We start from the raw sequence: 18,985 nt of genomic DNA, 5'->3' as shown, positions 1-18,985 counted from the left end.
CTACGCAGACATGGTTGCCTCACTGGCCGCGCGGCTTGGCTCGCGCGGTCGGTGAGGCGATCAGCGGATCGTCCGGCCAGTAGTGCTTGGGATAGCGTCCCTTGAGGTCCTTCTTCACCTCGGCGTAGGTGTTGGCCCAGAAGCTCGCCAGATCCTGGGTGACCTGTACCGGCCGCCGCGCCGGCGAGAGCAGATGGAGCTTGACCGCCAGGCGTCCGCCGGCAATGCGCGGCGTGTCAGCCAGGCCGAACAGTTCCTGCAAGCGCACGGCCAGCACCGGGGGCTGCTCGCTGTAGTCCAGGCGGATACTGGACCCCGAGGGTACGGCCAGACTGCGTGGCGCCAGCTCGTCCAACTGCCGCGGCAACGGCCAGGGCAGCAGGCCTTGAAGCATGGCAGCCAGATCCAGGTTGGCGAAGTGGGCCAGACGGGTGACACGATCCAGGTAGGGCAGCAGCCAGTCTTCCAGCGTCGCCAGCAGCGCACTGTCGCTCACGTCCGGCCAATCGCTTGCCCCCCTCTGCTGCAGATCCAGCTCGCGCAACAGGCCAACGCGCGCCTGCCACTGGCACAACTCAGGTGTCCAGGGCAGCAGCTCCAGCCCCTTGCGCCGCACCAGGCCAAGCAGGGCCCGGCTACGAGCGGCGGCATCCAGATTCTTCAAGGGTTCATGACTCAGCACCAGTTGGCCGATCCGCCGCTGGCGCTCGGCACGCAGCACGCCCTCGCGTTCGTCCCAATCCAATTCGTCGTGGCTCACGACCTGCTCGGCCAGGGGGCCGTCGAACAGCGCCGGGTCCAGTTCGGCAGCCAGATAGATACGCTCTTCGCGTTGCCCCTGGCGACTGCCCAGGTCGGCCACCACCAGCCAGGGGGATTTCATCAACGCATCCGGCTCACCAAAGCTGGCGGCCCGGCCATTGGCCAGCCGATAGTCCTGGCCGCCGGCCTTACGCTGCTGGGCGATGCGATCCGGATAGGCGCAGGCCAACAGCGCCCCGGTCCAGCGCGGGTGCTCGGGATCGGCCACCGACGCTTCGGCCTTGCCACGCAACAGGCCGCGGTACTGACGGACCAACTGACGGATACGTGCCACCCCGCCGCGCGGGCCCCGACCTTCGCCGGCCAGCAGCAGCAAGCGGGTGTGCAGGTCGGCGCCCTGCCCCGGTGCCAGGTCGCGCTCGCCCAGCAGGGCGGCGATCTCGCAGGCGCGGTCGGCCAGGCCCCAGGCTTGACCGCGCAACAAGAGGTGCGCCAGGCGTGGATGTGCCGGCAGGCCGCTCATGGCCTGACCGTGGGGGGTGAGCACTCCCTGATTGTCGAGGGCGCCCAGGCGCACCAGCAGGTCACGGGCCTGGGCCAGGGCAGCCGCGGGCGGTGGATCGAGCCAGGCCAAGTCGTCGGCGCTCATGCCCCAGCGCGCCAATTGCAGCGCCAGCCCGGCCAGATCGGCCTGGAGGATCTCGGCGCTATCGTAGGCCGGCAGTTGTTGGTGCAACTCCTCCGACCAGAGTCGATAGCAGACGCCCGGCTCCAACCGTCCCGCCCGCCCCTGGCGCTGGGTAGCCGAGGCACGCGAGATCCGCCGGGTGGTCAGGCGGGTCATGCCGCTACCCGGATCGAAGGCCGGCACCCGTGCCAGGCCGGCGTCGACCACCACCCGTACGCCTTCGATGGTCAGACTGGTCTCGGCGATATTGGTGGCCAGCACCACCTTGCGGCCGCCGGCCGGTGCCGGCTCGATGGCGGCACGCTGGGCGGCCAGCTCCAGCTCGCCATGCAGCGGACAGAGCAGCACCCCGGCCGGCAACTGGTCCGTCAGACGCTCGGCGACACGGCGAATCTCCGCCTGACCGGGCAGGAATACCAGCAGACTGCCAGTTTCCTCGTCCAGCGCCTGCAGCACCGTGGCAGCCACCCGTCCCTCCAGGCGCTCGTCCTGGCCGAGTGGCCGGCTCCAGCGGGTCGTGACTGGAAACATCCGCCCCTCGCTGCGCACCACCGGCGCGCCGCCCAGCAAGGACGCCAGGCGCTCGCCCTCCAGGGTGGCGGACATCACCAGCACCTTGAGCGGCGTGTCGCGCAGCAGCTCGCGACCGCTCAGGGTCAGCGCCAGGGCCAGGTCGGCGTCCAGGCTGCGCTCGTGGAATTCATCGAAGATCACCAGGCCGACGCCGTCCAGCGCCGGATCGTCCTGCAGGCGACGGGTGAGGATGCCCTCGGTGACCACCTCGATCCGGGTACGTGGCCCGACCTTGCTCTCCAGGCGGATGCGATAGCCCACCGTCTCGCCCACGGCCTCGCCCAGCTCCGCGGCCAGGCGCTCGGCCGCGGCGCGGGCCGCCAGCCGCCGGGGCTCTAGCAGCAGGATGCGCTGGCCGGCCAGCCAGGGCTCTCCAAGCAGCGCCAGGGGTACCCGGGTGGTCTTGCCGGCTCCGGGCGGCGCCTCCAGCACGCAGTCATCGCGGCTGGCGAGGGCGTCACACAGGGCGGGCAGGACAACATCGATGGGCAAGGGCGTCATTTGCTGCGGCCGGTGGTCTCAACGGGGCGGGCAGTATAAGAGCGGCTAACAAAACGTAGCGAGCGGCTGTCAGGCAGGTGCGCGCGGCGCGCAGGAACCGGAGTGTACAAGTGGTACATGAGGATTCCGAGCACTGCACGCGCCTGTATGGCAGACGCTCAGTAGTTTTGTTTGTCGCTCTAAAGCGTCTCGCCCGCCTTGATTCCGGCCGCTATAGTGGCGGCCTCATCCAACAGGAGGTTGTCTATGTCGATGCGTACCCGCGCGGTGTGTGGCGTCCTCGCCGCCGCCCTGTTCACCCAACTGACCGCCTGCGGCACCCTGTTCTATCCTGATCGCCGCGGCCAGATCACCGGCAGTGGTCGTATCGATCCGGGCATCGTCGCCCTGGATGCCATCGGTCTGCTGTTCTACATCATCCCGGGCCTGATCGCCTTCGGCGTGGACTTCGCCAGCGGCGCCATCTACCTGCCCGACAACAAGCGCGCCGAAGTGGACCCGGCCGAGCTGAACAAGGCCGTGAATCCCGACGGCAGCGTCGACCGCGCTCGCCTGAAGGCCATCATCCAACAAGCCACCGGCCACAACCTGCCGCTGGACGATCCGCGTCTGCTGCAGCGCAGCGGCAGCAACGAGCAACTCGCCAGCCTGGGTCTGGTAGCCCGCGGCTGATGAGCGATCCACATCGCACCGAACGGCTGCTGCGTCGTGCCACCACCGCTTCGGTGGTGGTGGCGACCACGCTGATCCTGGCCAAGGCCGTGGCCTGGTGGCTCAGCGGTTCGGTCAGCCTGCTCGCCGGGCTGACCGATTCCCTGCTCGACGGCCTGGCCTCGATCTTCAACCTGCTGGCCGTGCGCTACGCCCTCAAGCCGGCCGATGACGACCATCGCTACGGCCACGGCAAGGCCGAGTCCCTCGCCGGCATCGCTCAGGCGGTCTTCATCGGCGTCAGCGCCGTGCTCATCGCCTGGCAGGCCATCGGCCGCCTGCAACACCCCGAACCACTGGGTGCCCAGGCGCTGGGCATCGCCGTCACCCTGTTCTCGCTGGCCCTCACTGCCGTCCTGGTGGCCTACCAACAGCACGTCATCCGCCTCACCGACTCCACCGTGATCCGCGCCGACGCCCTGCACTACCGCTCCGACCTGCTGCTCAACCTGGGCATCCTCATCGCCCTGGCGCTGACCGGCTTCGGCTGGTACTGGCTGGACCCGTTGTTCGGCCTGCTGATCGCCCTGTATATCCTCTGGAGTGCCTACGGCATCGCCCGCGATTCCTTCGGCGTGCTGATGGATCAGGAACTGCCCACCGATATCAGCGAGCACATGCTCCAGCTGGCCTGCCAGGTACCCGGCGTAGCCGGTGCCCATGACCTGCGCACCCGTATCTCCGGCAATCACTGGTTCGTGCAACTGCACCTGGAACTGCCGGGCGAGATGAGCCTGTCCCGCGCCCATGTGCTGTGCGAAGAGGTGGAAGCCGCCATTCGCGCCGAATATCCCCAGGCCGAGGTGCTGGTCCACGCCGATCCGCTGGATGCCCCGGACGTCCCGCACCGCCATCCCCTGCCGCCCGCCACCTGAGCGGAACCCGGCGCCGCTGCGCTCTCTCGAATCTGCTGAGCCTGATTTGAGAGCGCCCCAGATGGCGCCGGAGTCCACCATGAAAGCCATGCACCCGGTCGCGCGCTTCGCCGACCTGCGCGAAGACCGTGGTACCGCGGTCAAGATCGAAGACATCGACATCCTGCTGCTGCGCGTCGGCGACGAAGCCCGCGCCTTTCAGGCCAAGTGCCCCCACGCCGGCGCGCCGCTGGCCGAGGGCGCGGTCTGCCAGGGGCGACTGGCCTGCCCTTGGCACAAGGCGAGCTTCGCCGTCGACGACGGCAGCCTCTGCGAACCGCCGGCGCTGGACGCCCTGCAACGCTATCCGGTGGAAGTGCGTGATGGCGAAGTCCTGGTCGGCAGCGAACCCCTCGCCCCGCAGACAGCCGTAACCCGGCCCGACGACCGCCTGTTCATCATCGTCGGCGCGGGCGCTGCGGGTACCGCCGCAGCTGCGGCCTTGCGCGAATTCGGCTTCGGCGGGCGCCTCCTGTTGATCGGCCGTGAACCCGGCGAGCCCTATGACCGGACAGCCCTGTCCAAATTCGTTTTGCAGGGCGACAAGGCCCCGGAGGAAACTCCACCGCTACGTGACGCCGACTTTTTCCGCCAGCAGCGCATCGAGCGCCTGCACGCCGAGGTGGTACGCCTGGACGCCCAGGCGCGCCAGCTACAACTGAGCAATGGCCAGACCCTGACCTACGGCGGCTGCGTACTCGCCACCGGCGGCAACCCCAGGCCGCTGGCCGTGCCCGGTGCCGACCTCGAGGGCATTCACCTGCTGCGAACCCGTGCCGACGCGGCCGCCATCCTGGCCGACCTGCCCGCTGAGGGCCGGGCGGTGATCGTTGGTGCCAGCTTCATCGGTCTGGAAGCGGCCTCAGCCCTGCGCAAGCAGGGCCTGGCGGTGGACGTGGTCTCCACCGCTTCCCTGCCCTTCGTCAAGCAAATGGGCGAGACCCTCGGCCAGCATTTCAAGACCCTGCACGAGGCCAACGGCGTGATCTTTCACGCGCCCAATGAGGTAGTGGCCTTCGAAGGCGATGGTCGCGTACGCCAGGTATTACTCAGGGACGGCTCTCGCCTGTCCGCCGAGCTCGTGCTGGTCGGCACCGGCATCGCGCCGGAGACCGGCTTTATCGCCAATCTGCCGCTGGCGGATGACGGCAGCGTCCCGGTGGATGCCCAGCTCAAGGCCGCCGAAGGTCTCTATGCCGTCGGCGATCTGGCCACCTTCCCCTTCGCCGGTCAGCCGACCCGCATCGAGCACTGGCGTCTGGCCCAACAGCATGGCCGACTGGCGGCGCGCAACCTGCTCGGTCAGGCCGAGAGCTACGCGGACGTGCCGTTTTTCTGGACGCTGCACCATGGCAAGAGATACGAATATCTCGGCCATCCGCGCCACTGGGATGACATGCACCTCGACGGCAGCCTGGGCGACCAGAGCTTCGTCGCCCTGCTGCTGGCCGAGGATCTGGTGGTGGGCGTCGTGGCCTGTCAGCGGGAACGTGCCACTGCCATCTTGGCCCAGCTCATGCGCCAGCCACTGCCGCGGGCGCGGGCGCTCGCGGTCCTGGCGGCCGACTAGTCGAGATGGCTCAAGTCAACGGGATCACCGGAATGTCGGCCAAGCGCAGACTGCAATTCGGCGAAGAAGGGATCGTAGTCGGCATGAGTGGTGAAGACTCGCGATTCTGCCAGGGGCAGACCTTTCAGGCGCAGGCGACGATCCACCTCATGCAGAAAATCGAAGGCCCGGTCCGCTGGCAGGACGAAAGCTTCGTCCAGCGGCTGGTCACCCAAGGTGCCGCGCAACCGGAAATGGACCTCGCGCGGTGTCCGGACCGGCTCCAGCTGATAGGTCAGTATCAGATGGAAGCCGCACGCCCCCACCGCCAGGTGTTCGATCTCAAGACGTCCTGGTGCCCGCATGCCCTGCTCCTCATGCGTCAAAAGCTGACGTCGATGATGGCCCCAGCGGTCATCCAGCGAGACTGTCCTGGATCAATGAAACCTGCTTTCCCCACTCCGAGGCACATCCCATGCCCCAGCCCTTCCAGATCGGCCTGATCGCCGACACCCATGGCCTGCTACGGCCCGAGGCCCTCGAGGCCCTCGCCGGCAGCGACTTCATTCTGCACGCCGGTGACATCGGCAAACCCGAGATCCTTGATGCCCTGCGCGAGCTGGCCCCCCTGGCCGTGGTCCGGGGCAACAATGACGACCTGCCCTGGGCCGACGACATCCCCGAGCGCGTCACCCTCACCCTGGGCGGGGTCGATATCCATATGCTGCACATCCTGCCCGAGCTCGATCTGCAGGCCGCCGGTGCCAAGGTGCGCGTGGTGGTCAGCGGGCACTCGCACAAGCCGCTGATCGAAGAGCGCGATGGCGTACTCTACGTCAACCCCGGCAGTGCCGGTCCGCGCCGCTTTCGGCTGCCGATCAGCGTCGGCCGCCTGACTCTGGACGCCGGCCAGGTCCAGGCCGAGATCCTGGAACTCACCCCCTGAAGGAATTCCGATGAGCATCGATTACCACTACTACGAACCCAGCCAGGGCCACGGCCTGCCCCATGACCCCTTCAACGCCATCGTCGCCCCACGCCCGATCGGCTGGATTTCCTCTCATAGCGAAACCGGCATCCTCAATCTGGCGCCCTATAGCTTCTTCAATGCCTTCAACTACAAGCCACCGCTGATCGGCTTTTCCAGCCAGGGCTACAAGGACAGCGTGGCCAACATCGAGCGCACCGGCGAATTCGTCTGGAATCTGGCCACCCGCGAACTGGCCGAGGAAATGAACGCCAGCAGCGCCATGGTCGCGCCGGAAGTGGATGAGTTCGCCCTGGCCGGTCTGGAGCCTGCTGCGTCGACGGTGGTCAAGGTGCCACGGGTGGCCCGCGCCCAGGTGGCCTTCGAATGCAAGCTCAGCCAGATCGTCCGCCTCAAGACCGCCGCTGGCGAAGAACTGGATCAATGGCTGGTGCTGGGCGAAGTGGTCGCTGCCCATATCGACAAGCGCCTGCTCAAGGATGGCATCTACCAGACCGCGGCAGCCCGCCCCATCGTCCGTGGCGGTGGTCCGGCCGACTATTTCGAGATCACCGAGTCCACGCTGTTTCGGATGCGCCGCCCCGACTGAGCGACCCGCCCTCTTCCACCATGCAAAACGGCGCCCCTGGGCGCCGTTCGCTTTGCCGCAACGCCCTACTCGACCGCACTGACGCGGAAATTCAGCCGCGGGAAATGCACCTGGATCGCCCCCAGGCGTTCATCCTGGCGGCGGATCACCAGGGACTCGGCATCGGCATGGACCAACTCTCCGACCACCGGATCCACCCCGTAATCGGTCGCGGCCACGCTTACCCTAGCGCCCCAGGCGAAGCCCTCCACCGGCAGTGCCCGTTCGCGCGCCAAGGCGACCGGCTCGGCCTTCTGCGCAATTTCCAGCGCCTGCTCTGCACTCAATTCTTCATGGGTGCCGTGACCGAAGCCCAGCACCCGGGCGAACCAGGCGGCGATCGCCGGTCGCTCGTCCACCAACGGCGCCAGCTGCGGCGTGCTCTTGAGGAACCAGAGGTTGTGCGCCAAGGCGATATCGGCCACCGAGGGCGCGCCGAACAGGTAGTCGCCCTGGCTGCGCTGCAGCTGGGTTTCCAGGCGCGCCAGCAGCGTTGGCAGTTGCTGGCGAGCCTGCTCCGGCGTCAACCGGGTCTGGTTGCCACCGCTGAACAGCGCCTTGCGATCATCGAGGAAGGCCTGGGCCTGCTCCGGTGGCAGACTGGCCAGGCGCGGTCCCATGATCTCGGGCTGGAACATCAGGGCCACCGCATGCTGGAACATCACCGAGTCCGCCCAACCGGCGAAGGTGGCGACCACGGCTTCCTGTCCCTCCGGGAACAGCGCCGGCACCGCCTTTTGCTGCTCCAGACGGCGGGCGATCAGCGCCGTGTCGCAATAGACGTCGGCCCCCACCTGCAGCACCGGCGTCTTGCGATAGCCACCGGTCAGCGCCGTCAACTCGGGCTTGGGCAGCATCCGCGGAATGATCACCGAACGCCAGGCCAGACCCTTGAAGCCCAGCAGCAGGCGCGCCTTCTCGGCGAAGGGCGATTGCCAATAGTGATGCAGAATCAACTCGGACATGACAACGCTCCTGAGGCAGCCGTGGGCAGCGCAGCGGACGGGGTTAGCACCAGCGCTTCCTTGGCTCGTTTGGGTAGTTTCTTGATCTGAATTTCCCGGCGCAGGGCGCTCGACTTGTCCGCGCAGGCTTCCACGTAGACCAGCGCCTGGGCCGGGCTGGAGGCGAAGAAGCGGGCACCGCGGCCGCTGCAGTGCTGGGCGAAACGGCGCTCGGGATCATCACTGATGCCGCAGTAGAGCGCCTGATTCTCGGCGCGCACTAGGTAGACGTACCAGGTGCGCGGGGCTGGCTGAGGGGCGTCGCTCACCGTCAGGCGAACCACTCCCGGGCGGTACGCCAGACGCACACGCCGACGAAGTAGATGCCGCTGGCGAACCAGAGCACCATCAGCCACAGCGGTTTGTCGGGATGCACGAACACCATCAGGGCGCTGCTGAGCAGCCAGATGGAAGTCACGGTGATGTTAAGCGCCATCAACTGGCGGACGCGGAAGGGATGCAGAAACTTGACCCGGGTCAGGGTCAGGGCCGCCAGCACCAGCACTACCGCCATGCTGAACCAGGGCGCCAGGTCTAGCACATAGAAATAGAGGGCTACCACGTTCCAGGCCGCGGGGAAGCCGACGAAGTAGTTGTCCGCGCTCTTCATGTTCACATTGCAGAAACAGAACAGCGACGACAATAGGATGATGCCCACCGCCACCAGCTCGAAGTGCACGGGCAGCGGCACGAAGCGATAAATGAAGATCGCTGGAATGAAGACGTAGGTCAGGTAGTCGACCACCAGGTCCAGGGCGGACCCATCGAAATGGGGCAGTACCCGCTTGACCTCGAACTTGCGCGCCAGGGTGCCGTCGAGGCCATCGACGAGCAGCGCGATGCCGAGCCACATGAGGCAACCCTTGGGCTGGCCGTCGACCAGGGCGAGCAGCGCCAGGAGCGCGAGGATCACACCGCTGGAAGTCACCGCATGGGCGCTCCAGGCTTTGGCTTTTGTCAGCATGAGCGGATGGGAAATGGAGTTCACGGGCGTCTCTCTATGATGACGGCTTCGACTGCCCGGCGCAGCGCATGTTCTGACGATGCGTCACGAAATCGGCGAAGAAGCCTGTGCACGGCAGGGCGAGCCTCAGCCGCCGACCCCGGAAACCGGGCGCCAAAGATCGAGGATACCGCGCCTTGGCGCGCTTTGCCCGCCTTCCCGCCGAACGCCCGTGATTGGGTTCGCAGGCTGACGGGGCGGACCAAGGCCCGCCCCGCTCTTCCTCAGTGGAGGATCTGCCCCAGGAACAGCCTCGTCCGCTCGTTCTGCGGATTGTCGAAGAACTGGTCCGGTGCGGCCTGTTCGACGATCTCGCCCTTGTCCATGAAGATCACCCGGTTCGCCACGGTGCGGGCGAAGCCCATCTCGTGGGTCACGCAGAGCATGGTCATGCCGTCCTGCGCCAGGCCGATCATGGTGTCCAGCACCTCCTTCACCATCTCCGGGTCGAGAGCCGAGGTCGGCTCATCGAACAGCATGATGCGCGGCTGCATGCACAGCGCCCGGGCGATGGCCACCCGCTGCTGCTGGCCGCCGGAGAGCTGCCCCGGGAACTTGTTGGCCTGCTCCGGGATACGCACTCGCTGCAGATAGTGCATGGCGATCTCTTCGGCCTGCTTCTTCGGCATCTTGCGCACCCACATGGGCGCCAGGGTGCAGTTCTGCAGCACGGTGAGGTGCGGGAAGAGGTTGAAGTGCTGGAACACCATGCCGACTTCGCTGCGAATGGTTTCGATCTGCTTGAGATCGTTGGTCAGCTCGGTGCCATCGACGATGATCTGGCCCTTCTGGTGTTCTTCCAGGCGGTTGATGCAACGGATGGTGGTGGACTTGCCCGAACCGGAGGGGCCGCACAGCACGATACGCTCGCCCTGGGTCACGGTCAGGTTGATGTCCTTGAGCACGTGGAACTGGCCGTACCACTTGTTCACGTCCTTGAGCTGGATCATGACCTTGCTGCTGTCGACCTGCTGCTTGTTGCTTACGTTCATCTGATGACTCCTAACGCTTGTGGCCGGTGTTCAGCTTGCGCTCCAGGCGAGCGGAGTAGCTGGACATGGCGAAACAGAAAATCCAGTAGATCAGCGCCGCGAATACGTAGCCCTCGGTGGACATGCCCAGCCAGGCCGGGTCCGAGGTGGCGCGCTTGATGCTGTTGAGCAGGTCGAACAGGCCGATGATGATCACCAGGCTCGAATCCTTGAACAGCGCGATGAAGGTGTTGACGATACCCGGGATCACCAGCTTCAGCGCCTGGGGCAGGATCACCAGGCCCATGGTGCGCCAGTAGCCCAGGCCCATCGCCGCAGCGGCCTCGTACTGGCCCTTGGGAATGGCCTGCATGCCGCCACGGACCACCTCGGCGATGTAGGCCGCCTCGAAGATGATCACCATCACGATGGCGCGCAGCAACTTATCGAGGTTCATGCCTTCCGGCAGGAACAACGGCAGCATCACCGACGACAGGAACAGCACCGTGATCAGCGGAATACCCCGCCAGAACTCGATCATGGTCACGGAGATGACCTTGATCGCCGGCAGCTTCGAGCGGCGACCGAGGGCCAGCAGGATACCCAGCGGCAGTGCACCGACGATGCCCACCGCGGCGATGACGATGGTCAGCATCAGGCCGCCCCACTCGCTGGTAGGAACCACGCGCAGACCCAGACCACCGTACAGCAGCCAGAAGGCCACCAACGGGTAGATCACCAGCAGCGACAGGCCGTAGCGGGCCTTGTGCTTGAAGCTGTCGAGGAGCAGCGGAATGGCGCCGACCACGGCCAGCACCACGGTCAGATCGAACCGCCAGCGCTGGTCTTCCGGGTAGAAGCCGTACATGAACTGGCCGATGCGTTCCTTGATGAACACCCAGCAGGCACCACCCGGCGCGCAATCGGACCGGGTCGTGCCACTCCAGGTGGCATTGAGGAAGGCCCAGTTCACCACTGGCGGCACGATCAGCCAGACCAGGTAGAGGCCGAGCAGGGTCAGCAGGGTATTGCCGACGCTGGAGAACAGGTTGCCACGAATCCAGGCCAGGGCACCGACGCTGGAGGGCGGCGGCGGAAGGTCCGGTTTGAAGGTATGGGTCTGGTTACTCATACGCGCTCCTTAACGCTCGATCAGCGCGATGCGCTTGTTGTACCAGTTCATCAGGATGCTGATGCTGATGCTGATGGCCAGGTACACGCTCATGGTGATGGCCATGGTCTCGATGGCCTGGCCGGTCTGGTTCAGCGTGGTACCGGCGAACAGCGCCACCATCTCCGGATAGCCCACCGCGGCGCCCAGGGAGGAGTTCTTCATCAGGTTCAGATACTGGTTGGTCAGCGGGGGAATGATCACCCGCATGGCCTGGGGAATGATCACCAGGCGCAGCGTCAGCCCCGGGCGCAGGCCCAGGGAGCTAGCCGCCTCGGTCTGACCATGGCTGACCGCCTGGATACCGCCCCGTACCGTCTCACCGATGAAGGCGGCGGTATAGACTGACAGCGCCAGCGCCAGGGAAACCAGTTCCGGGATGATCACCCAGCCACCGCGCAGGTTGAAGCCTTGCAGCTCCGGCAGCTCCCAGTGGAACGGCTTGCCGAACACCAGGGTCGCCAGCAGCGGAATGCCGATCAGCAGCGCCAGGATCGTCCACAGCACCGGGAAGCGTTCACCGGTGGCGTGCCGACGCTTGCGGGCCCAACGGAACACCACGACGCTGGCCACGACGGCGATCAGAAACGCGATCAGGCCCGGGATGAAGCCCGTATCGGCAGTCGGGGCCGGCATATAGAGGCCGCGGTTGTTGACGAAGAAGGCGTCACCCAGGCTCAGACTCTGGCGCGGACCCGGCAGGGGGGCGAGTACGGCGAAGTACACGAAGAAGATCAGCAGCAACGGCGGAATGTTGCGGAAGATCTCGATGTAGACGGTGGCGACCTTGCGCAGCAGCCAGTTGTTCGACAACCGCGCCACGCCCACCGTGAAGCCGATGATGGTCGCCAACACGATGCCGATCACCGAGACCAGCAGGGTGTTGAGCAGGCCGACCAGGAACACTCGGCCGTAGGTATCACCCTCGGTATAGGGAATCAGGTGCTGGGGAATGCCGAAGCCGGCGGAATTGTTGAGGAAGCCGAAGCCCGAGGTGATCCCCCGGTGAGACAGGTTGGTCTGGGTATTGTTGAACAGGAACCAGCCGAAGGCCACGACGGCGACTACGGCGACTACCTGAAACAGCCACGAACGTACCTGCGGGTCGGTCAGTAGCGACCCACGAACTGGTGGCGAGGTTTTGCTAACGTTTTGCATCTACTGGAAGCCTCATTAAACCCTCGCCCCGCAGCACGACAAGCGCTGCAGGGCGAGAATCTGCACATCCGGAAGGTGTCGGCGACTAAGGCGCCGAGATCAACGGACCGGCGGGGAGTACTGCAGGCCGCCTGCGTTCCACAGGGCGTTGAGACCACGCTTGATCTTCAGATCGGAACCCATGCCGACGTTACGCTCGAAGACTTCGCCGTAGTTGCCGACCTGCTTGACGATGTTCAGCGCCCAGTCTTTCGGCAGCTTCAGGTCCTTGCCGAATTCGCCGTCGACGCCCAGCAGGCGACGGACGTCGGGATTCTTGGAATCCTTGGCCTGGGCTTCCACGTTGGCGGAGGTCAGACCCATTTCCTCGGCGCTGACCATGGCGAACTGTGCCCACTTGACGATGGTGAACCAGTCTTCGTCGCCACGGCGGACGGCGGGAGCCAGGGGCTCCTTGGAGATGACTTCGGGCAATACGACGTAGTCGTCGGGCTTGGCCAGCTTGATGCGCTGGGCGTACAGCTGCGACTGGTCGGAGGTCAGCACGTCGCAACGACCGGCTTCCATGGATTTGGCGCTTTCGTCGGAGGTGCTGTAGGTGATGGGAGTGAACTTCATGCCGCTGGAGCGGAAGTAGTCAGCCAGGTTCAGCTCGGTGGTGGTACCGGCCTGGATGCACACGGTGGCGCCGTCCAGTTCCTTGGCGCTCTTCACACCCAGCTTCTTGTTCACCAGGAAGCCCTGGCCATCGTAATAGGTCACGGCGGTGAACATCAGGCCCATGCCGCCATCGCGGGAGCTGGTCCAGGTGGTGTTGCGCGACAGGACGTCGATCTCACCGGACTGCAGCGCGGTGAAGCGCTCCTTGGCGGTCAGGGGGGTGAAACGCACCTTGGAGGCATCGCCGAAGACGGCGGCGGCGACGGCGCGGCAGACGTCCACGTCGATACCCTTGTATTCACCCTTGGAGTCGGTGAAGGAGAAACCCGGCAGGCCATCGCTGACGCCGCATTGCACGAAACCCTTGTTCTTCACTGCATCCAGAGTAGCGCCCGCATGAGCCATGCTGGAAAGACCCAGAGCGGCGGCGGTGGTCAGAATTGCCAGGGTGGACTTCACCATCTTCATCGATAAGCTCCAATGTGTTTATGAATTGCGTTCCAGCGGCACGGCACCGCGATGTCTCTCGCGTGATGACCGTACAACTTGCCCGAACCGGCGCTCTTCGACAGTGCGAAGACAGCGGTCTGACATGGGCACAACCAGGCAGCGCGGCGGTGTTACCTGTTGGTGCACTGCCCAGTCTTGCATTGATTGAGGCAATTAGCGGACCAGCGGATGCGACAAGTCCGTTCTCTTCGCAAAGCGCCGGGTTGTGGACTTCTGGCAAAAATTCGCCAAAAAAAATTACGATAATGCGACATCAGCGCTACGCACCAACTGTTACCACACCGCTCTTTGAGAGCCCCACTTTGGAGCAAAACCTTGGAAAACCTCCCTCTTGTGCTGGAATCGGCGAGCGGATCGGCCGATAGCTGCGTTATCTGGCTGCATGGCCTGGGCGCCTCCCGACACGACTTCGAGCCCGTGGCCGAGCTGCTGCAACAAAGGCTCCCACGTACCCGCTTCGTGCTGCCCCAGGCGCCGACCCGCCCCGTGACCATCAACGGCGGCTGGGCCATGCCGTCCTGGTACGACATCCTGGCCATGAATCCGGCCCGCGCCATCGATCGGGCGCAGCTCGAAGAGTCCGCTGCCACCGTCCAGGCGCTCATCGCGGAACAGCGCGGTTTGGGCATCCCCGCCGAGCGCATCGTACTGGCGGGCTTTTCCCAGGGTGGCGCAGTGGTGTTACACGCCGCCTACAACACACCGTGCGTGACGCTCGGCGGCGTCATGGCGCTCTCGACCTACGCCCCCAGCTTCGACAGTGACCAGCCGAACCGCGGCGGTACCACGCCGGCGCTGTGCCTGCATGGGGTCCAGGACGACGTGGTACCCCTCGCCTTGGGACGAGCCGCCTACGAGGCACTGGCGGCCGCGGGCGTCGAAGCGCTCTGGCACGACTATCCCATGCGCCACGAGGTCATTCCGGCGGAAATCAAGGACATCCAGGCCTGGTTGCAGGGCCGCCTCGGCTGACACGACAGGCAACATTTCGCTTCGGGGCGATTTTTGGAAACCGGTCGACACTTCGCGACATCTGGCGCTGAAAGCGGGCTCCCATGGTGGGAAACGAACGAACTTTGCAGGGCTCGTCCGGTCCAGTGTGGGTGCCTGAAGGTCGTGATGTGCATGGAGCAGCTATGGTCCGAGTTTTCCTTTCAGCCCATGGGGTGATCTGTTGATGGCTGCGCCCTTGTCGCTATGGTTGGCCGAAGTGCCGGTCTCTTCCCTGAAGGATCTGCGCCTGTTCAAGGGCGTGGAAACCTATCTGCTGGAAGCCCTTATCGCCCGTTCGGCGACGCGTAGCCTGGTGGCTGGCGAATGCCTGCTGTCGCCCGCGCAGCCCAACCACTTTATGTACCTCATCCTCGAGGGACGGTTGCGGGTGCATCTGGGCTCTCTGGAGAATCCCCCCATCTATCTGCTGGGAGTGGGTGAGTGCTCGGGCGAGATCAGCTTTCTGGATAGCGAAAGACCCAGTGCCCATGTCATCGCCGAGGCCGACACCCGGGTCCTCTGCCTGCATCGCGACCTGGTGCTGGAGCTGATCGAGCGCTCCGCCAAGGCCATGCACAACCTGCTCGGCATCCTGTGCGAGCGGATGCGCCGGGGCAACCAGCTCATCGTCGACACCGAACGCAACGCCAACGTCGATACCCTGACCGGCCTGTTCAACCGCCGGCGACTCGAGCAACTGTTCGAGCGCGAGAGCACCCGTTGCGCCTTCAATCGGCAGCCGCTCAGCCTGCTGATGCTCGATGTCGATCACTTCAAGCACTACAACGATACCTATGGCCACCTAGCGGGCGACTATGCGTTGTGCCTGGTTGCCAATACGCTGCGGGATCAGCTGCGCCCCAAGGACAGCATGGCCCGCTACGGTGGCGAGGAATTCGTCATCCTGTTGCCGGAGATCGACCGCGACGAGTCCATCGCCATCGCCGAGCGCCTGCGCCAGAGCCTGGCGGACATCAAGGACTTCTATTCGCCCTGCGGCAAGCTGCCGGGCGTCACCGTTTCCATCGGCCTGGCGCAGATGCGCAAGGCCGATACCCTCGACGAACTGGTGGGGCGCGCCGACAAGTCGCTCTACCAGGCGAAGGGCGCCGGGCGAAATCGGATCTGCGGCTAGCCCGGCCGTCACTGCATTCGGCAGGTAGTTGTTGCTGGGCACGTAGGTTGCTTTACACTGCGGTCTCATTCCGCTTTCGATGATCGAGACCCTCCGTGCTCAAGGCACTCAAAAAATTTCTGGGCAAGGACCAGGACGGCGCTCAGCCGACCTCCCCCGCTACGCCCCACGTGAACCCCAGCGTCGCCCCCGCAACCCCTGCGGCGCCTGCTGTCGCTGCACCCGCGCCCCAGGCCGAGCGCGCGCCCCGTAAACCCAAGCCCCAGGACAGCGCCCCCGCGCAGGACGCCCGTGCGCCCGCGGAAAAGCCGGCCAAGCCCCGCCGCGAACGCAGCCCGCGCAAACCCAAGCCGGTCGATACCTGGAAACTGGAAGACTTCGTGGTCGAGCCCCAGGAAGGCAAGACGCGCTTCCATGACTTCAAGCTGGACCCGCGGCTGATGCACGGCATCCATGACCTCGGCTTCCCCTATTGCACGCCGATCCAGGCGCAGGTGCTGGGCTTCACCCTCAAGGGCCAGGACGCCATCGGCCGCGCCCAGACCGGCACTGGCAAGACCGCGGCCTTCCTGATCTCCACCATCACCCAACTGCTGACCACGCCACCGCCCAAGGAAAGATACATGGGCGAGCCGCGGGCGCTGATCATCGCGCCAACCCGCGAGCTGGTGGTGCAGATCGCCAACGACGCCCTGGACCTGGCCAAGTACACCGGGCTGAACGTCATGAGCTTCGTCGGCGGCATGGACTTCGACAAGCAGCTCAAGCAGCTCGAAGCCCGCTACTGCGACATCCTGGTGGCCACTCCGGGTCGTCTGCTGGACTTCAACCAGCGTGGCGAGGTGCACCTGGACATGGTCGAGGTCATGGTGCTGGACGAAGCCGACCGCATGCTGGACATGGGCTTCATCCCCCAGGTACGCCAGATCATCCGCCAGACCCCGCCCAAGAGCGAGCGGCAGACGCTGCTGTTCTCCGCCACCTTCACCGAAGACGTGATGAACCTGGCGCGGCAGTGGACCACCAACCCGGCCATCGTCGAGATCGAGCCGGAAAACGTGGCCAGCGACACCGTCGAGCAGCACGTCTACGCCGTCTCCTCCAGCGACAAGTACAAGCTGCTCTATAACCTGGTGGCCCAGAACAACTGGGAGCGGGTGATGGTGTTCGCCAACCGTCGTGACGAGGTGCGCCGTATCGAGGAACGCCTGACCAAGGACGGCATCAGCGCCGCCCAGATGTCGGGCGACGTCCCTCAGCACAAGCGCATCAAGACCCTGGAAGGTTTCCGCGCCGGCAAGATCCGCGTGCTGGTGGCTACGGACGTGGCCGGTCGCGGCATCCACGTCGACGGCATCAGCCACGTGATCAACTTCACCCTGCCGGAAGACCCGGACGACTACGTGCACCGCATCGGCCGTACCGGTCGTGCCGGCGCCAGCGGCACCTCCATCAGCTTCGCCGGCGAGGACGACGCCTTCGCCCTGCCGCCCATCGAGACCCTGCTCGGCCGCAAGATCTCCTGCGAGATGCCGCCGGCCGAGTTGCTCAAGTCGGTGCCCCGGCAGCGCTGAGGTAGTCCATTCGACCGCGGCTATGGCGGTCAGCCGGCTGTGCTGCTCCTAAGTTGTGTCGGCCCCATCGCGGCCATGGGCCGCTCCTACAGAGCTTGATGCATCTGTAGGAGCGGCCCATGGCCGCGATATCCCGCAACGCGTACACGAATTGCTGACCAAGCTCTAGAAATGGCCACAATCCTAGGGTGGATGACGGCGTAGCCTCATCCATCGCCAGCCTTGAGGCAGCAGGTGGAAAACGCTAACGAGGTTTCTACCCTACCCCATCACTCCTTCGCCCAACGCTCCGCGGCATCCTGATCGCTGGCGCGCCCCTCCACCCAGCGCGGGCCTTCGGACGTGTCTTCCTTCTTCCAGAAGGGTGCGCGGGTCTTGAGGTAGTCCATCACGAAGTTGCAGGCCTCGAAGGCGGCGAGGCGATGGGCGCTGGCGGTGCCGACGAAGACGATGGGCTCGCCCGGCTCCAGCCGGCCAATGCGATGCAGGATATCGACATTGAGCAGCGGCCAGCGCTGGTGGGCCTCTTCGACAATGCGCGCCAAGGCCTTCTCGGTCATGCCAGGGAAGTGTTCGAGGAACAGTCCACCGACGTCGCGTCCGTCGTTGAAGTCGCGGACGTAGCCAACGAAACCTACTACGGCACCGACACCGGTGTTGGCGGCATGCAGGGCATTGAGCTCCTGGCCGGGATCGAAGGCATCAGCCTGCACACGGATAGCCATGGTCAACCTCCGGTCACGGTGGGGAAGAAGGCCACCTCATCGCCGTCGCGCAGCGGCTCGGCCAGACCGCAGAGTTCTTCGTTGCGGGCACACATCAAGCCCTGCTCGCCCAGGATTTCGGCCCAGCGGCCACCGCGCTGTACCAGGTGCTCACGCAGATCGCCCACGGTGGCGAGGTCCGGCTCCCAGGCCAGGCTTTCCTCGGCGCAGCCCAAAGCTTCCCGATAGCGAGCGAAAAATTGCACGCGGATCATGCCGACTGCTCCTCGGCGCGGAAGTGACCGCTCTTGCCACCGCTCTTTTCCAACAGGCGCACCGCCTCGATGGTCATGCCGCGGTCGACTGCCTTGCACATGTCATAGAGGGTGAGCGCCGCCACGCTGGCAGCGGTCAGGGCCTCCATCTCCACGCCGGTCTGGCCGGAGAGTTTGCAGGTGGCCGTGATCCGCACGGCATCGGGCGCTTCGGCGATGAGGGCGACCTTGACGCTGGTGAGCATCAACGGATGGCAGAGCGGGATGAGATCGGCAGTCTTCTTGGCCGCCTGGATGCCGGCGATACGGGCGACGGCGAAGACGTCGCCCTTGGGATGGCCGCCGCTCTGGATCAGGTCGAGGGTTTCCGGACGCATGCGCACCCGGGCTTCGGCGGTGGCTTCACGGAAGGTCACCTGCTTGTCGGTGACGTCGACCATGTTGGCACGGCCTTGGGAATCGAGATGGGTCAGCACGGCATGACTCCTGAAAAAGACCTGCCATTGTAGACCC

At 65.4% G+C, this 18,985-nt stretch carries 20 protein-coding genes and 1 other RNA gene; 8 read left to right on the top strand and 13 right to left on the bottom strand.

Annotated features, from left to right (window positions below):
* Positions 1 to 19: 19 nt before the first annotated feature.
* Positions 20 to 2,524 (bottom strand): ATP-dependent helicase HrpB, encoded by a 2,505-nt coding sequence (gene hrpB, locus QZ471_RS18625; RefSeq protein ID WP_295466539.1) that lies wholly within the window; start codon positions 2,522 to 2,524, stop codon positions 20 to 22.
* Positions 2,525 to 2,567: 43 nt separating this feature from the next.
* A non-coding RNA gene (locus QZ471_RS18620) (sX9 sRNA) lies at positions 2,568 to 2,643 on the bottom strand.
* A 127-nt stretch (positions 2,644 to 2,770) separates the two neighbouring features.
* Between QZ471_RS18620 and QZ471_RS18615 the strand changes: the two genes are divergently transcribed.
* The 3 genes from QZ471_RS18615 to QZ471_RS18605 all read left to right on the top strand — a co-directional run bounded on the left by QZ471_RS18615 (position 2,771) and on the right by QZ471_RS18605 (position 5,719).
* Complete coding sequence (locus QZ471_RS18615; protein WP_295466537.1) at positions 2,771 to 3,196, top strand: polyribonucleotide nucleotidyltransferase; 426 nt, start codon at positions 2,771 to 2,773, stop codon at positions 3,194 to 3,196.
* Positions 3,196 to 4,110: a cation diffusion facilitator family transporter gene (locus tag QZ471_RS18610; protein ID WP_295466536.1), complete on the top strand. Its 915-nt coding sequence runs from the start codon at positions 3,196 to 3,198 to the stop codon at positions 4,108 to 4,110. Before QZ471_RS18615 ends, QZ471_RS18610 begins: the two co-directional genes overlap by 1 nt.
* 79 nt (positions 4,111 to 4,189) lie before the next feature.
* Positions 4,190 to 5,719 (top strand): apoptosis inducing factor family protein, encoded by a 1,530-nt coding sequence (locus QZ471_RS18605; RefSeq protein WP_295466533.1) that lies wholly within the window; start codon positions 4,190 to 4,192, stop codon positions 5,717 to 5,719.
* On the opposite strand, the gene QZ471_RS18600 is transcribed toward QZ471_RS18605, so the two are convergent.
* Positions 5,716 to 6,063: a DUF5064 family protein gene (locus QZ471_RS18600; protein ID WP_295466531.1), complete on the bottom strand. Its 348-nt coding sequence runs from the start codon at positions 6,061 to 6,063 to the stop codon at positions 5,716 to 5,718. The genes QZ471_RS18605 and QZ471_RS18600 overlap by 4 nt on opposite strands.
* A gap of 110 nt (positions 6,064 to 6,173) precedes the next feature.
* Here QZ471_RS18600 and QZ471_RS18595 point away from each other — a divergent pair, with 110 nt between their 5' ends.
* Positions 6,174 to 6,644 (top strand): metallophosphoesterase family protein, encoded by a 471-nt coding sequence (locus QZ471_RS18595; RefSeq protein ID WP_295466529.1) that lies wholly within the window; start codon positions 6,174 to 6,176, stop codon positions 6,642 to 6,644.
* 10 nt (positions 6,645 to 6,654) lie between these two features.
* Positions 6,655 to 7,275, top strand: coding sequence for a flavin reductase family protein (locus QZ471_RS18590; protein ID WP_295466527.1), 621 nt, complete (start codon positions 6,655 to 6,657; stop codon positions 7,273 to 7,275).
* Positions 7,276 to 7,340: 65 nt separating this feature from the next.
* Here the strand turns inward: QZ471_RS18590 and QZ471_RS18585 are convergent, their stop codons facing one another.
* From QZ471_RS18585 to QZ471_RS18555, 7 genes are all read right to left on the bottom strand, one after another.
* A complete protein-coding gene (locus tag QZ471_RS18585; RefSeq protein ID WP_295466525.1) occupies positions 7,341 to 8,279 on the bottom strand; it encodes a glutathione S-transferase family protein in 939 nt (312 codons plus the stop codon).
* A complete protein-coding gene (locus QZ471_RS18580) occupies positions 8,267 to 8,587 on the bottom strand; it encodes a GIY-YIG nuclease family protein (RefSeq protein ID WP_295466523.1) in 321 nt (106 codons plus the stop codon). Before QZ471_RS18580 ends, QZ471_RS18585 begins: the two co-directional genes overlap by 13 nt.
* 2 nt (positions 8,588 to 8,589) lie before the next feature.
* Positions 8,590 to 9,282, bottom strand: coding sequence for a phosphatidylcholine synthase (gene pcsA, locus QZ471_RS18575; RefSeq protein WP_153014265.1), 693 nt, complete (start codon positions 9,280 to 9,282; stop codon positions 8,590 to 8,592).
* A 263-nt stretch (positions 9,283 to 9,545) separates the two neighbouring features.
* Complete coding sequence (locus QZ471_RS18570) at positions 9,546 to 10,313, bottom strand: amino acid ABC transporter ATP-binding protein (RefSeq protein ID WP_027598495.1); 768 nt, start codon at positions 10,311 to 10,313, stop codon at positions 9,546 to 9,548.
* A gap of 10 nt (positions 10,314 to 10,323) precedes the next feature.
* Entirely contained in the window at positions 10,324 to 11,424 is a 1,101-nt protein-coding gene (locus tag QZ471_RS18565) for an amino acid ABC transporter permease (protein ID WP_295466519.1), read from the bottom strand.
* A gap of 9 nt (positions 11,425 to 11,433) precedes the next feature.
* Positions 11,434 to 12,621: an amino acid ABC transporter permease gene (locus tag QZ471_RS18560; RefSeq protein WP_295466517.1), complete on the bottom strand. Its 1,188-nt coding sequence runs from the start codon at positions 12,619 to 12,621 to the stop codon at positions 11,434 to 11,436.
* A gap of 99 nt (positions 12,622 to 12,720) precedes the next feature.
* Positions 12,721 to 13,749: an amino acid ABC transporter substrate-binding protein gene (locus QZ471_RS18555; protein WP_295466515.1), complete on the bottom strand. Its 1,029-nt coding sequence runs from the start codon at positions 13,747 to 13,749 to the stop codon at positions 12,721 to 12,723.
* Positions 13,750 to 14,106: 357 nt separating this feature from the next.
* On the opposite strand from QZ471_RS18555, the gene QZ471_RS18550 reads away from it, so the two are divergent.
* The 3 genes from QZ471_RS18550 (at position 14,107) to rhlB (ending at position 17,493) form a co-directional block, all read left to right on the top strand.
* Entirely contained in the window at positions 14,107 to 14,763 is a 657-nt protein-coding gene (locus QZ471_RS18550; RefSeq protein WP_295466513.1) for an alpha/beta fold hydrolase, read from the top strand.
* 205 nt (positions 14,764 to 14,968) lie between these two features.
* The gene (locus QZ471_RS18545; protein WP_295466511.1) at positions 14,969 to 15,919 is read left to right on the top strand and encodes a GGDEF domain-containing protein; all 951 of its coding nucleotides are present in this window, start codon (positions 14,969 to 14,971) and stop codon (positions 15,917 to 15,919) included.
* A gap of 95 nt (positions 15,920 to 16,014) precedes the next feature.
* A complete protein-coding gene (rhlB, locus tag QZ471_RS18540) occupies positions 16,015 to 17,493 on the top strand; it encodes an ATP-dependent RNA helicase RhlB (RefSeq protein WP_295466509.1) in 1,479 nt (492 codons plus the stop codon).
* A 269-nt stretch (positions 17,494 to 17,762) separates the two neighbouring features.
* Here the strand turns inward: rhlB and moaE are convergent, their stop codons facing one another.
* Genes moaE through moaC form a run of 3 tightly spaced genes read right to left on the bottom strand, consistent with a single transcriptional unit; the run spans position 17,763 to position 18,948 of the window.
* Positions 17,763 to 18,218 carry a molybdopterin synthase catalytic subunit MoaE gene (moaE, locus tag QZ471_RS18535; protein ID WP_295466507.1) on the bottom strand — a complete coding sequence of 152 codons (456 nt, stop codon included), beginning with the start codon at positions 18,216 to 18,218 and terminating at the stop codon, positions 17,763 to 17,765.
* A 2-nt stretch (positions 18,219 to 18,220) separates the two neighbouring features.
* Positions 18,221 to 18,472, bottom strand: a complete 252-nt coding sequence (locus tag QZ471_RS18530; RefSeq protein ID WP_295466505.1) for a MoaD/ThiS family protein — start codon at positions 18,470 to 18,472, stop codon at positions 18,221 to 18,223.
* Entirely contained in the window at positions 18,469 to 18,948 is a 480-nt protein-coding gene (moaC, locus tag QZ471_RS18525) for a cyclic pyranopterin monophosphate synthase MoaC (RefSeq protein WP_295466503.1), read from the bottom strand. Before moaC ends, QZ471_RS18530 begins: the two co-directional genes overlap by 4 nt.
* Positions 18,949 to 18,985: the final 37 nt, after the last annotated feature.

The sequence above is a fragment of the uncultured Pseudomonas sp. genome (assembly GCF_913774235.1).
Taxonomy (GTDB): domain Bacteria; phylum Pseudomonadota; class Gammaproteobacteria; order Pseudomonadales; family Pseudomonadaceae; genus Chryseomonas.
This window is presented reverse-complemented; position numbering and strand designations above follow the sequence as displayed.

What these genes read in the sequence shown, in the direction of transcription:
- hrpB (WP_295466539.1), bottom strand. Translation starts at nt 2,524, where the DNA reads ATGACGCCCTTGCCCATCGATGTTGTCCTGCCCGCCCTGTGTGACGCC.
- QZ471_RS18615 (WP_295466537.1), top strand. Translation starts at nt 2,771, where the DNA reads ATGTCGATGCGTACCCGCGCGGTGTGTGGCGTCCTCGCCGCCGCCCTG.
- QZ471_RS18610 (WP_295466536.1), top strand. Translation starts at nt 3,196, where the DNA reads ATGAGCGATCCACATCGCACCGAACGGCTGCTGCGTCGTGCCACCACC.
- QZ471_RS18605 (WP_295466533.1), top strand. Translation starts at nt 4,190, where the DNA reads ATGAAAGCCATGCACCCGGTCGCGCGCTTCGCCGACCTGCGCGAAGAC.
- QZ471_RS18600 (WP_295466531.1), bottom strand. Translation starts at nt 6,063, where the DNA reads ATGCGGGCACCAGGACGTCTTGAGATCGAACACCTGGCGGTGGGGGCG.
- QZ471_RS18595 (WP_295466529.1), top strand. Translation starts at nt 6,174, where the DNA reads ATGCCCCAGCCCTTCCAGATCGGCCTGATCGCCGACACCCATGGCCTG.
- QZ471_RS18590 (WP_295466527.1), top strand. Translation starts at nt 6,655, where the DNA reads ATGAGCATCGATTACCACTACTACGAACCCAGCCAGGGCCACGGCCTG.
- QZ471_RS18585 (WP_295466525.1), bottom strand. Translation starts at nt 8,279, where the DNA reads ATGTCCGAGTTGATTCTGCATCACTATTGGCAATCGCCCTTCGCCGAG.
- pcsA (WP_153014265.1), bottom strand. Translation starts at nt 9,282, where the DNA reads ATGCTGACAAAAGCCAAAGCCTGGAGCGCCCATGCGGTGACTTCCAGC.
- QZ471_RS18570 (WP_027598495.1), bottom strand. Translation starts at nt 10,313, where the DNA reads ATGAACGTAAGCAACAAGCAGCAGGTCGACAGCAGCAAGGTCATGATC.
- QZ471_RS18565 (WP_295466519.1), bottom strand. Translation starts at nt 11,424, where the DNA reads ATGAGTAACCAGACCCATACCTTCAAACCGGACCTTCCGCCGCCGCCC.
- QZ471_RS18560 (WP_295466517.1), bottom strand. Translation starts at nt 12,621, where the DNA reads ATGCAAAACGTTAGCAAAACCTCGCCACCAGTTCGTGGGTCGCTACTG.
- QZ471_RS18555 (WP_295466515.1), bottom strand. Translation starts at nt 13,749, where the DNA reads ATGAAGATGGTGAAGTCCACCCTGGCAATTCTGACCACCGCCGCCGCT.
- QZ471_RS18545 (WP_295466511.1), top strand. Translation starts at nt 14,969, where the DNA reads ATGGCTGCGCCCTTGTCGCTATGGTTGGCCGAAGTGCCGGTCTCTTCC.
- moaE (WP_295466507.1), bottom strand. Translation starts at nt 18,218, where the DNA reads ATGGCTATCCGTGTGCAGGCTGATGCCTTCGATCCCGGCCAGGAGCTC.
- QZ471_RS18530 (WP_295466505.1), bottom strand. Translation starts at nt 18,472, where the DNA reads ATGATCCGCGTGCAATTTTTCGCTCGCTATCGGGAAGCTTTGGGCTGC.